Raw genomic sequence first — 11,774 nt, forward strand, 5'->3', positions numbered from 1 at the left:
TCGTACTCCGACGTGCTACGCCTTTGAAGGGGAAGATACAATTGGCCCAAGCCCGCGATCTTTCTGGTTACATCATTGCCCCTGATTTACAGCAAGATGGGTTAACCCGCGGTTTGCGCGGGACAGATCAGGATGGGACAGAGGTCGATCTGAACGTGGTCGAGGAGCGCCCGCTTACCATCTACCTGAATCGTCAGGAAATTGTGACGGCCATGACCATCGGCGATCACCCGGAATACTTGGCGTTGGGTTTCCTGCGCAACCAGGGGATGCTGCGCGATGCCGATGACGTGACCCGCGTGGACTACGATGAGGAGGTCGAGACGGTCGTTGTTCGCACCGCGACCGAGACGGATTTCGAAGACAAGCTGGCGCGCAAAACTCGGACCTCCGGCTGCGCTGTGGGCACGGTCTTTGGTGACATGATGGCCGGGCTTGAGGGGCTGACACTGCCGCGGGCGCAGCTGCGAAGTTCTGACCTTTATGCCCTGGCGCATCACATCAATCGCACACCCAGCCTGTATCTGGAGGCCGGCGCGATCCACGGCACCGTCCTGTGCCGGGGTGCGCAGCCACTGGTCTATATGGAAGATGTCGGGCGCCACAACGCTGTCGACAAGATCGCGGGTTGGATGCTGTCTGAACAGGTCAACGCGGAGGACAAGCTGCTTTACACAACCGGGCGGTTGACATCGGAAATGGTGATCAAAGCGGCCTTGATGGGGATACCGGTTCTGGCATCGCGATCAGGCTTCACAGCCTGGGGAGTGGAGATCGCCCGCCAGGTCGGCTTGACCCTGATCGGACGGATGCGCGGGAAACGGTTTGTCTGCCTTTCGGGCGAAGACAGGTTGATCCGCGATGCAGATCTGTCCCTTGTGGAGGACGAAGATCGCGCCAGTCGCCGGAAAAGCGTGCGATGACGGGCGCATTGGGCGTCATCCTGGCCGGTGGACAGGCCACCCGCATGGGCGGAGGTGATAAAGGGCTGCTGATGCTCGACGGTCAGACAATGCTGACCCGCGTGATGGATCGTTTGGCCCCCCAAGTGGACCGTATGGTGCTGAATGCCAATGGGGAGGCCGGGCGATTTTCCGATTACAGCCTCCCCGTCATTCCGGATAGTATTGCCGGTTTTCCGGGCCCATTGGCGGGCGTTCTGGCCGGTATGGACCATGCCGCCGAAAACGGGATGGCGCAGATCCTGACCGTTGCCGCGGATACGCCGTTCTTTCCCATAGATCTTTATGATCGTTTACATGCGGATGACGCGCCTATCCGTCTGGCTGCAACGCACGAACACGGCCGCACATATCGCCATCCAACCTTTGGCCTGTGGCCCGTCGCCTTGCGCCATGACCTGCGGGAGGCGCTGAATAATGGCTTGCGCAAGGTCGTTCTATGGACCGACCGACATGGCACCGGAGAGGTTTTGTTCGCCGCAGAGGCATTCTTTAACGTCAACACACCGGAGGATCTCACCGAGGCCCGTGCAAGGCTGGCCACGGCATGAGGATTTACGGTGTCACTGGCTGGAAAAACAACGGCAAGACCGGCCTGATGGAACGGCTCGTCGCCGAAATCACCGGGCGCGGTTTCAAAGTCTCAACCCTGAAACACGCCCATCACACCTTTGACGTCGACCATCCGGGCAAGGACAGCCACCGTCACCGGACCGCTGGCGCGACCGAGGTTTTGCTTGCGTCCGGCAATCGCTGGGCCTTGATGCATGAATTGCGCGAGGCCGAAGAACCACCGCTGGAAGAGTTGCTTGCCCGCCTCTCCCCCGTCGATCTTGTTCTGATCGAAGGTTACAAGACCGGCCCGCATCCAAAGGTCGAAGCGCATAGGGGCGAGACAGGCTCGGCCTTGATCGCACTAGGGGATCCGCTGATCCGTGCCGTGGCCAGCGACGTACCGGTGGACGCAACCGTTCCGGTTTTTGATCTCAATGACACCCGCGCCATCGCCGATTTCATTCTGTCCGAGGTTGGTTTGTGACCAAGTTCGACAAGTTCATCATGGTGGATTGGTCCGCGCGCTCCAAACCTTCCGCCCAGCGGCCCGAGGCGGATGCAATATGGATCGCGGTCGATGACGATGTGACCTATCACCGGACTCGGGCCGCCGCCGAAGCTGCATTGATCGATCTTCTGGACCAGGCAGCGGCCGATGGGGACTGCATCTTGGTCGGTTTTGACTTCGCCTTCGGTTACCCGGCAGGCTTTGCCAAAGGGCTGATCGGCCGGGATGACGCAAAGGGCGTTTGGGCGTGGTTGGCAGATGCGATCACCGACAGCCCGGACAATGCCAACAACCGGTTCGAAACAGCAGATAGGATAAATGCCTCATTCCCGGGCACCGGACCGTTCTGGGGGCGGGTCAAAACCCGCGGCGATCTTCCAGCCCTGCCCTGGGGCAAGGATGGGCGCGGCGGGTTCGGCCTTGCCGAACACCGCATGACCGAGGAACAGGCCAAGGGCGCAAAAACGGTTTGGCAATTGATGGGCAATGGTGCTGTCGGCTCTCAAGTATTGCTGGGCCTGCCATTGCTCCATCGCCTTTCCCAAAGGTTTGGCGCGTGTCTGGCTGTTTGGCCATTCGAGCAGGCAGATAATCAGCAGATTGTTGTGGCAGAGATCTACCCATCTCTTATCAACACAATGGTCACGGAGGCAGGCGGGATCAAGGATGCCGCACAAGTCCGTCTTCTGGCCGCGGCTTTTGCAGAGATGCAGACGCGCGGCACCTTGGGTGAGGCCTTTGCCGCGGCACCGGATAGGCCGCAAACCCACCAAGAGGGTTGGATCCTTGGGGCAGGCGTTACCCACGCCTTGCGATCAGCCGCACAAGCCGCCGCGCATCCTGATCTGCACCCCCCGACTTTGAGCGATAATTGTTTTGCTCTGCCCCCCGGCGTTGCCTGGATCCCGGTAGATACCGCGCTAACCCGATTGCGCACGGCATTAACACCGGTTGTCGGCACCGAAAACATACCTTTGGATCAGGCAACCACCCGCATCGCCGCCTGCACGCATCTGGCGCAGCGCGCCAATCCGCCCGCGCCCAACACGGCGGTGGATGGCTATGGCTTTGCCTATCAAAGCGCCAGTGACGCGGGCCGCCATGTGCTGCCCCTGGTGGCCGGGCAAGCCGCGGCGGGGCAACCCTGGCCCGGAACCGTGCCGGACGGGCACGCCATTCGAATCCTCACCGGTGCCGTTTTACCGTCCGGTGTCGATACCGTGATCCTGCAAGAGGATGTGACATGTACCGACACCCATATCGTCTTTGAGGGCCCCGTAAAGGCCGGTGCAAATACGCGCAAAGCGGGCGAGGATTTCTTTGACCAGACCCCCCTGCTGACAGCAGGCCAACGGTTGCGCCCCCCGGACATCGCCCTCCTCGCCGCTGCGGGATGTGCCCAGGTCGAGGTGTTTCAGTCGCTCCGCGTCGGCATTCTGTCAACGGGGGACGAGATCGTACAACCCGGCCATGCGACGCGGCCGGAACACACCCATGATGCCAACCGTCCCATGTTGCTGGGGCTGATCCGCAGCTTTGGGCACCAAGCCGTTGACCTGGGCCATGTCGCCGATGATCGGGATGTCTTGCGCGATATGTTTGACAGGGCGATGGCCGATGTGGATGCCATCATGACATCCGGCGGCGCCTCTGCCGGGGACGAAGACCACGTTTCAGCCCTGTTACAAGCCGAAGGGCATCTGACTGCCTGGCGGATTGCCTTGAAACCGGGCCGCCCACTGGCGTTGGCACAATGGCAAGGAAAGCCGGTATTCGGCTTGCCCGGCAATCCTGTGGCTGCACTGGTCTGCACATTGATTTTCGCGCGCCCGGCTTTGTCGACTTTGTCGGGCGGGCCGTGGCTGACCCCACAGGCCTTCCACGTACCCGCTGCCTTTGACAAAAGAAAGAAACCGGGACGGCGCGAATATTTGCGCGCCCGGCTGAATACGGACGGGGAAGCCGAAATCTTCACCTCGGAGGGATCAGGGCGTATCTCGGGCCTCAGTTGGGCCGATGGTCTGGTCGAACTGTCGGATGGTGAATTACACATCACACCCGGTATGCCGGTCCGGTACCTGCCTTACACGGGGTTCGGACTGTAGCCCGCAGACTTCCCTGTCCTATGTCCAGCAATGTCCCAGTGAGCGACCTCAATCAAAGGTGCCCGACACCCGCCCCAACAGCATGAAAGCCCGCGCAGTTCGCGTCTCCGCCAAGGCCGCCATGTCGCTATCGCTGGCAACCTCGGCAAATTCGGACAGTGTCTTGTCGAACTTGCGCAGGAAATGGTGTACCGCGTCGCGAAAGATCGGATCCTGCTTCATCCGACCCGCCGCCAGGGCAAGCGAGGATCGGTCGCGCACTCCGCCCAGATCCGCCACCACGCCCCCACGCTCGCCCTTGGCAAATCTGCGCCAGATCTCAGGGCGGGCTCGATCGGGGATCAGATCATCCATGTAGATGCCGTCTTCGCTGAGCAAGGTAAGCACGTCTTGGGCTGATCGCACCAGTCCGGCAACACCGGGGTCCCGCAACGCGACACGCAAGGCATTGAAACCGAGCTGATCATCTTCGCTTTCGGGAAAATGAATTGCTCGAATGAAATCTTCGACAGAGATCGGCTGCTCCAGCGCCTCAGCCGGTGTTCCAAGCGCAAGCGAGGGCTGGCCATCGGGGACGACCTGTCCACGCGGTAAGGCCGATTTCAAATTGGCAGGCAATTCCGGTGCAAACCCGGAAGACGCGCGTAAAGCCTCCAGTGCAGTCTCCGTCTGGCGTTGCGCATTTGCGATCTCATCCAGCTTTTTTTCAACGGCAACATTGCTCACGTTGGTGATTGTCTGTTGCCCCTGCACATAGGCCGACCGCATCGCATCGACCGAGGATTGCAGGCGCGACGTCTCCGCCCGGATGATCCGTGTGCTCTTGGCAGCCGACGCACCGACCCAGATCAAGGCGACCGGCATAAAAACCGCCGTCAGGATCATGACGAACGTGAATGGATCAAAGCCACCAGACCCTTCCTCTGTCGGGATGACAAGGAAGAACACCGCCACAAACACGATCCACACGGCTGACAAGGCCGAAGCAATCAGTTCAGGCGAGCCGAACCGGCGTTCCTCGGCCTCGGAATATTCATGGTCCAGCGCCGTTTCCATGCGCTCCTGTCCCAGCATCGCTTTTTCATCATTGGCCATAAAGGCGACACCTCCCAGCGGTGGCCTTAGATATAGCGGATCGACAATATCTCGTAGCTCTTTTCGCCGCCCGGGGTCCGCACTTCGACACTATCGCCCTCTTCCTTGCCGATCAGGGCACGGGCAATCGGCGATTTGATGTTCAGAAGGGCACGTTCCAGATCTGCCTCTGGTTCTCCGACGATCTGATAAGTCTTCTCTTCGTCCGTGTCTTCATCAACGATGGTGACCGTCGCCCCAAACTTGATGGCGCCGGACAGGCTGGTGGGGTCAATCACCTCAGCCAAGCTCAGCAGCCCTTCCAGCTCTTTGATCCGTCCTTCGATAAAGCTCTGCTTTTCGCGGGCGGAATGATACTCCGCATTCTCCGACAGATCCCCATGCTCCCGCGCCTCGGCGATGGCCTTGATGATTGCCGGACGTTCCACCGATTTCAGCGTCTTTAGTTCTTCATCAATCGCGGTGTGACCCGCGCGGGTCATCGGGATCTTTTCCATGGAACGGCCTTATCTGATCGCGGGATGGTCGGTTAAGACCCACCGTTTAACTCAAGCCATCACGCGAAAGTCAAGGGTGCAGCAACAGGGGTTTTTCGCCTGGCATGCCTTCCGACTGAAAGCTGATTGTCGGCGGGAGGCGGTGTTTCGTCTCAATTCATGAGTGGCTCATCGACGAATGGCAGATCCCAGTGCCATCGCACCTGAAAAAGGCAGCCAGAAATATAACATTTGGAAAGATTGTGGGGCCATTACGAGGGAATTGAGTGCTTGAAATCAGGTTTTGACGATGTCGCAGCGTTATGTTGCCGCGTCTTGATTGACGTGACGCAAAACGCTCCGATATCTACACGCAACACGGAGGTCCATGGGCGGGCCGCCCGCAATGGGATAAGGGTTAAAGATGGCTGAGATTGAGCGTGAGGCGATGGATTATGACGTCGTGATCGTGGGTGCAGGGCCAGCGGGTCTGTCGGCGGCAATCCGCTTGAAACAGCTGGACACTGATCTGAATGTGGTTGTGCTTGAAAAAGGGTCTGAGGTCGGTGCGCATATCCTTTCGGGTGCCGTTCTTGATCCCGCTGGCCTGAATGCCTTGATCCCCGACTGGAAGAAGAAGGGCGCGCCCATCACGGTAGACGTAACGGATGACAACTTCTTTCTGCTGGGAGAGGCGGGCCAGATCCGGATCCCCAATTTTGTCATGCCCCCCCTGATGTCAAACCATGGCAATTACATCGTCTCCATGGGTAATGTGTGCCGCTGGATGGCAGAGCAGGCCGAGGAACTGGGTGTCGAGATTTTCCCCGGCATGGCGTGTTCCGAAATGATCTATGGCGAGGGTGGCGAGTTGAAAGGAGTTGTCGCAGGTGAATTCGGCAAAAATTCCGACGGTACGCCCGGGGACGGTTATGAGCCTGGGATGGTTCTGAACGGGAAATATGTGTTCCTGAGCGAAGGCGTGCGCGGGTCCCTATCGAAAGAAGCGATTGCCAAGTACAATCTGGATGCCAAATGCGACGTCCCGAAATTTGGCCTTGGTATGAAAGAGATCTGGGAGATCGACCCCGAAAAGCACCGCGAAGGCAGTGTGACCCATACGATGGGCTGGCCCCTGGGTGACAATGCTGGCGGCGGATCCTTTATTTACCACCTCGACAATAACCAGGTTTATGTCGGCTTCGTCGTGCATCTGAACTACGAAAATCCCTATCTGTTCCCCTACATGGAATTCCAGCGGTTCAAGCACCATCCGATGGTGGCCGAACTGCTGAAAGGCGGAAAGCGTGTAGCCTATGGCGCGCGCGCGATCAGTGAAGGTGGCTATCAGTCGATCCCGCAGGTCGCGTTCCCCGGCGGCGCATTACTGGGCTGTTCTGCCGGTCTGGTGAATGTTCCCCGGATCAAGGGCAATCACAACGCGATGTTGTCGGGCAAGGCTGCAGCCGAAGCCGCGCATGAGGCGATCAAAGCTGGCCGCGCCGGTGACATCCTTGACACGTATGAGACCGAACTGCGTACCGGCCCCGTCGGCAAGGACTTGAAAGCCGTACGCAATGTGAAACCCCTCTGGTCGAACTATGGCCTTGGCACGTCGCTGACCGTTGGCGGCTTCGATATGTGGACGAATAACCTATTCGGTTTCTCTGTCCTCGGTACTTTGCGGCATGGCAAGAATGACGCAGAAGCCACGCAAAAACACTATGCCTATCAGCCGATTGACTATCCCAAACCCGATGGCACGCTTAGCTTTGATCGTCTGACCAATGTCAGCTTCTCCATGACCAATCATGAAGAGCACCAACCAGCACATTTGAAACTTGGCGATGCCACCATTCCGGTTGACATCAACTTACGCGAATATGCCGGCCCGTCCGCCCGCTATTGTCCCGCTGGCGTCTACGAGTTTGTCGAGGAGGAAGGCAAGGACACGCGGTTCGTGATCAATTTCCAGAACTGCGTTCACTGCAAGACCTGCGATATCAAGGATCCAAGCCAGAACATTACCTGGACCGTGCCACAAGGTGGTGATGGGCCTAACTATCCAAACATGTAAGTGCCGGTTTCGTGTGCAATGTTGCTAAAAACCCGCAATTTGTGACCTAACCCTGCGTTCCGGGTACGCCTGTTCCATTGTTTTGCCATGTTGTGATCGCTAGGGTTGCGTGATCGTAACCTTATGAGGTCTGTCTTGCGCCAACTGGTCCGTAACGTATCCGTCGCTCTTGCTGTGTCTCTTAGCACGTCAGTTGCCCTTCCGGCACTGGCCCAAGATCAAGGGTTGGCAGGCGCCTATCTTGCCGCGCGTCATGCGAGTTTCTTTAGCGACCATCGTGCCGCTGCGGAATACTACATCAAGGCGCTGGCCCGCGACCGCACCAACCCGATGCTGCTGGAAAACGCCGTCCTTGCCTATACCGGGCTGGGGCAAGTCGAACGGGCCGTTCCGATCGCGCGGCAGATGCAGATTAGCGGGATCGACAGCCAAGTCGGTCATATGATCGTCCTGGCTGGGCAACTGAATGACGAAAATTACCGGCAAGCGTTGGATGATCTTGAAGCCGGACGGTCCATTGGCCCCCTTGTGGACGGCTTGGTGAAGGCCTGGGGCCATGTTGCCTTGGGTGATGCGGCCGCGGCCGCGGCTGCCTTTGACGAAGCAGCCAGTGCAACCGGTCTGAAAGCCTTTGGCCTGTATCACAAAGCACTGGCCATGGCTGCGATGGGCAAGTTCGAAGAGGCCGACGCGATTTTCGCCGGTGACGAAGGCGGCCCGCTGCGGCTGACCCGCCGCGGCACCATGGCCTATGCCCAAGTTCTAAGCCAGCTGGACCGAAACCAAGACGCGCTCGACATCATCACACGCGCCTACGGCACTGATCTGGACCCCGGTTTGAGCCAGTTGGTGGAAAGTCTGGGCGCTGGGGAAAAGCTGCCTTTCACCCAGATCAGCAGCGGCAATGACGGACTGGCGGAGGTCTTTTATACCGTGGCCGGCGCCCTGCGTGGCGAAGCCGCTGACAGCTATACCCTGCTTTATTCGCGCATCGCGGAATATCTGCGCCCCAACCATACCGATGCGATCCTGCTGACCGCCGGGTTGTTGGAGTCCCAAAAGCAATATGACCTCGCGACGGAAACCTATGATCGCGTTCAACGCGATCACCCCGCCTACCACGCTGCGGAACTGGGCCGGGCGGAGGCATTGCGCCGCTCGGGCAAACCTGACGCCGCGACCGAGGTGCTGAAACAACTGACTGAAACCCATGCCAGTCTGCCCGCTGTCCATATCACGTTGGGTGACGTGCTTCGCCAGCAGGAACGCTATGGGGAAGCCTCCGTCGCCTATGATGCTGCCATCGAACTGATCGACGATCCGCGGGAAAACCATTGGATCGTGTTCTATGCCCGCGGGATTGCCCATGAGCGCACGGATCAGTGGAACGAAGCCGAGCCGGATTTCCGCAAGGCGCTGGAATTGCGCCCTGATCAGCCGCAAGTTTTGAATTATCTCGGCTATTCCATGGTCGAGATGCAGACGGATCTTGAAGAGGCGCTGGAGATGATTCAACGCGCCGTCGCAGCCCGACCCGATAGCGGCTACATCACTGACAGTCTGGGTTGGGTCCTGTATCGGATGGGCCGGTACGAGGAAGCCGTGACCCATTTGGAACGTGCGACCGAATTGATGCCAGTCGACCCGATCGTCAATGATCACCTAGGCGACGCTTACTGGGCTGTGGGTCGCAAGATCGAAGCCGCATTCCAGTGGAATCGCGCCATGTCTTTTGATCCTGAACCCGAAGAAGCCGAGCGTATTCGTCGCAAGCTTGAGGTCGGTCTGGACGAGGTTTTGGCCGAAGAAGGTGAACCACCGCTACGTGTTGCCGCTGACGAAGGTTAACCCACCCGGATCGGGCACCGTCCCGTGACCGTTATCCGCGCCTTTGCACCGGCCAAGATCAACCTGACCCTCCATGTGACGGGTCAGCGCGACGACGGGTATCATCTGCTCGACAGTCTTGTCGCCTTTGCCGATATCGGCGATCAGATCACGGCCCGCGCAGCACCTGGTCTGTCGCTTGCGGTGGATGGCCCGTTTCGCGACGGGATCCCCATTGATGGCGGCAATCTTGTCTTGCGGGCAGCGATGACCATGGGGGATGGGCCCGGTGCGATGCTGACCCTTGACAAGCATCTACCTGCAGCCGCTGGAGTTGGAGGCGGATCCTCAGACGCCGCCGCAACACTCCGCGCCCTGTCGCGCCTTTGGGACAAGCCACTCCCGCCACCGGATCAAATAATGGCGCTCGGTGCGGATGTGCCCGTCTGCCTCAACCCGTGTGTCACCAGAATGCAAGGCATTGGAGAGGTCTTGTTCGACGCGCCCACCCTACCTCCGGTCTGGGCAGTCCTCGTGAACCCTCGGATCGAAGTGCAGACCCCAGCCGTCTTTGCAGCGCTGACCTCCAAGCAGAACGCGCCCATGCCAACCGATCTGCCAAACTGGGAAACGGCTACGGATCTTGCGGCCTGGCTGGACACCCAACGCAATGACCTGGAGCCGCCCGCCAGAACCATTCAGCCGGTTATCGGCGATGTTCTGGCAGCGCTTCGATTGCAGCCCGGCTGCCTGACCGCCCGCATGTCCGGTTCTGGCGCCACCTGCTTTGGTCTATTTACGGATGAAGTCGCGGCAAAAGTTGCGCAGATAGGTCTCTGCGCAAACCAACGTCAGTGGTGGGCGCAGGCGGCCAAACTATCGTAGCTCTCTCGGCCTGGTCATGCCGCACATGGCCGGATGTGCACGTATCCGACACATCTCGCACCTGGATCTGTTAGTCTGAGACCTATGAAATTGGCGCGTCACCCATTCGTCGCAGCCCAGATCAACAAAGGACGCTATGATGAGCGAACAGGAACACGCCAACCCGTTTGATGGACCGCAAATGCAAAGCGTTCACTACAAACGTGCCGATATGGCAGGCGCAAACTTTGACGGCGTAAACCTTGAAGATGCCCGATTTTACGCGGTCCTGACCAAGGCAAAGTTCACCGATACCAATCTGCAAGATGTGGATTTCGACGACGTGAACCTGGCAAATGGGCGCTTTAACAACGTCGACCTATCGGGCGCTGCCATCACCAATGCAAACCTGTCAAAACTGACGGTCCGTGGTGCCACCTTGGCCCATGCGGACATTCAGGATGCCGATTTGACGGGCATGCGGATCAATGGGGTTCTGGTGACAGACTTGTTCCACGCCTACGAAAAATCGCAAAACTGAACGCTATCGATCCCTGTCCGGTCCAACAGCGGTCGCATGTTGGGTAGCCACGGCGCCTATGCTCTGCCTAAACAGACACAGCCGACAGGACCTCACCCTTGTCCAGATCGCCCTTCGCCCCGGACAGAACCACACGACCGCGTTTCAGCACCGTGATCTCATCGGCAAGGCCGTGGGCGAACTCAAAGAACTGTTCAACCAGGATGATCGCCATGCCGCCTTCACAGCGCAGGTATTCAATCACGCGGCCGATCTGCTGAATGATGTTGGGCTGGATCCCCTCGGTCGGTTCATCCAGCAACAGCAGCTTGGGCTTGGTGATCAACGCGCGCGCAATGGCCAACTGCTGTTGTTGCCCGCCGGAAAGGTCTCCGCCACGCCGGGCGGTCATGTCTTTCAGAACCGGGAACAGCTCGTAGATCTCCTCTGGCACGCGCCGTTCCCCTTTGGGTAAACAGGCATAGCCTGTTTCCAGGTTTTCGCGCACCGTCATCAGCGGAAAAATCTCCCGCCCCTGGGGCACGTAAGCCACGCCTTTTTGGGCGAGCACCTGCGATGACGCCCGGCCCAGCGTCTCCCCGTCCAGCGTCACAGAGCCACCCGACCGGGGATGCGCCCCCGCAATCGCCTTCAGCAGGGACGTTTTGCCAACCCCGTTCGTGCCCATCAGGCAGGTCACCTGGCCCACTTGCGCCTCCAGATCCACGTCGTACAGGATCTGGCTTTGGCCGTAATGTAGGGTCAGGTCCTTAATGTTCAGCATC

The 11,774-nt window shown here is 59.1% G+C and carries 11 protein-coding genes; 8 read left to right on the plus strand and 3 right to left on the minus strand.

The window, feature by feature from the left end; genetic code table 11:
• Positions 1 to 41 precede the first annotated feature (41 nt).
• The 4 genes from IU397_RS13145 to IU397_RS13160 are packed head-to-tail and all read left to right on the plus strand — an operon-like array spanning position 42 to position 4,130.
• Positions 42 to 923 carry a formate dehydrogenase accessory sulfurtransferase FdhD gene (locus tag IU397_RS13145; protein ID WP_204414259.1) on the plus strand — a complete coding sequence of 294 codons (882 nt, stop codon included), beginning with the start codon at positions 42 to 44 and terminating at the stop codon, positions 921 to 923.
• A complete protein-coding gene (mobA, locus tag IU397_RS13150; RefSeq protein ID WP_204414261.1) occupies positions 920 to 1,513 on the plus strand; it encodes a molybdenum cofactor guanylyltransferase MobA in 594 nt (197 codons plus the stop codon). The genes IU397_RS13145 and mobA overlap by 4 nt, the downstream gene beginning before the upstream one ends.
• Positions 1,510 to 2,001, plus strand: coding sequence for a molybdopterin-guanine dinucleotide biosynthesis protein B (mobB, locus tag IU397_RS13155; protein ID WP_204414263.1), 492 nt, complete (start codon positions 1,510 to 1,512; stop codon positions 1,999 to 2,001). Before mobA ends, mobB begins: the two co-directional genes overlap by 4 nt.
• Positions 1,998 to 4,130, plus strand: a complete 2,133-nt coding sequence (locus IU397_RS13160) for a molybdopterin-binding protein (protein WP_370541682.1) — start codon at positions 1,998 to 2,000, stop codon at positions 4,128 to 4,130. Before mobB ends, IU397_RS13160 begins: the two co-directional genes overlap by 4 nt.
• A gap of 48 nt (positions 4,131 to 4,178) precedes the next feature.
• On the opposite strand, the gene IU397_RS13165 is transcribed toward IU397_RS13160, so the two are convergent.
• Both IU397_RS13165 and greA read right to left on the minus strand, forming a co-directional pair.
• On the minus strand, positions 4,179 to 5,225 hold the full coding sequence (locus IU397_RS13165) for a hypothetical protein (RefSeq protein WP_204414265.1): 1,047 nt from the start codon (positions 5,223 to 5,225) through the stop codon (positions 4,179 to 4,181).
• Positions 5,226 to 5,251: 26 nt separating this feature from the next.
• On the minus strand, positions 5,252 to 5,722 hold the full coding sequence (greA, locus tag IU397_RS13170; RefSeq protein ID WP_204414266.1) for a transcription elongation factor GreA: 471 nt from the start codon (positions 5,720 to 5,722) through the stop codon (positions 5,252 to 5,254).
• Between the two features lie 403 nt (positions 5,723 to 6,125).
• Between greA and IU397_RS13175 the strand changes: the two genes are divergently transcribed.
• The 4 genes from IU397_RS13175 to IU397_RS13190 all read left to right on the plus strand — a co-directional run bounded on the left by IU397_RS13175 (position 6,126) and on the right by IU397_RS13190 (position 11,010).
• Positions 6,126 to 7,778, plus strand: a complete 1,653-nt coding sequence (locus IU397_RS13175; protein ID WP_204414267.1) for an electron transfer flavoprotein-ubiquinone oxidoreductase — start codon at positions 6,126 to 6,128, stop codon at positions 7,776 to 7,778.
• A 135-nt stretch (positions 7,779 to 7,913) separates the two neighbouring features.
• Positions 7,914 to 9,626 (plus strand): tetratricopeptide repeat protein, encoded by a 1,713-nt coding sequence (locus IU397_RS13180; protein ID WP_370541683.1) that lies wholly within the window; start codon positions 7,914 to 7,916, stop codon positions 9,624 to 9,626.
• A 33-nt stretch (positions 9,627 to 9,659) separates the two neighbouring features.
• On the plus strand, positions 9,660 to 10,490 hold the full coding sequence (locus tag IU397_RS13185) for a 4-(cytidine 5'-diphospho)-2-C-methyl-D-erythritol kinase (protein ID WP_370541691.1): 831 nt from the start codon (positions 9,660 to 9,662) through the stop codon (positions 10,488 to 10,490).
• 139 nt (positions 10,491 to 10,629) lie between these two features.
• Complete coding sequence (locus IU397_RS13190; RefSeq protein ID WP_204414270.1) at positions 10,630 to 11,010, plus strand: pentapeptide repeat-containing protein; 381 nt, start codon at positions 10,630 to 10,632, stop codon at positions 11,008 to 11,010.
• A gap of 67 nt (positions 11,011 to 11,077) precedes the next feature.
• On the opposite strand, the gene urtE is transcribed toward IU397_RS13190, so the two are convergent.
• Entirely contained in the window at positions 11,078 to 11,773 is a 696-nt protein-coding gene (gene urtE, locus IU397_RS13195; protein ID WP_204414271.1) for an urea ABC transporter ATP-binding subunit UrtE, read from the minus strand.
• Between the last annotated feature and the right edge of the window lies 1 nt (position 11,774).

Origin of the sequence: Actibacterium sp. 188UL27-1 (genome assembly GCF_016901225.1) — a bacterium.
In the GTDB taxonomy this organism is placed as follows: domain Bacteria; phylum Pseudomonadota; class Alphaproteobacteria; order Rhodobacterales; family Rhodobacteraceae; genus 188UL27-1.

Excerpts from the sequence above, each read along its gene's own strand:
- mobA (WP_204414261.1), top strand. The coding sequence starts at position 920 with ATGACGGGCGCATTGGGCGTCATCCTGGCCGGTGGACAGGCCACCCGC.
- mobB (WP_204414263.1), top strand. The coding sequence starts at position 1,510 with ATGAGGATTTACGGTGTCACTGGCTGGAAAAACAACGGCAAGACCGGC.
- IU397_RS13165 (WP_204414265.1), bottom strand. The coding sequence starts at position 5,225 with ATGGCCAATGATGAAAAAGCGATGCTGGGACAGGAGCGCATGGAAACG.
- greA (WP_204414266.1), bottom strand. The coding sequence starts at position 5,722 with ATGGAAAAGATCCCGATGACCCGCGCGGGTCACACCGCGATTGATGAA.
- IU397_RS13175 (WP_204414267.1), top strand. The coding sequence starts at position 6,126 with ATGGCTGAGATTGAGCGTGAGGCGATGGATTATGACGTCGTGATCGTG.
- IU397_RS13190 (WP_204414270.1), top strand. The coding sequence starts at position 10,630 with ATGAGCGAACAGGAACACGCCAACCCGTTTGATGGACCGCAAATGCAA.
- urtE (WP_204414271.1), bottom strand. The coding sequence starts at position 11,773 with ATGCTGAACATTAAGGACCTGACCCTACATTACGGCCAAAGCCAGATC.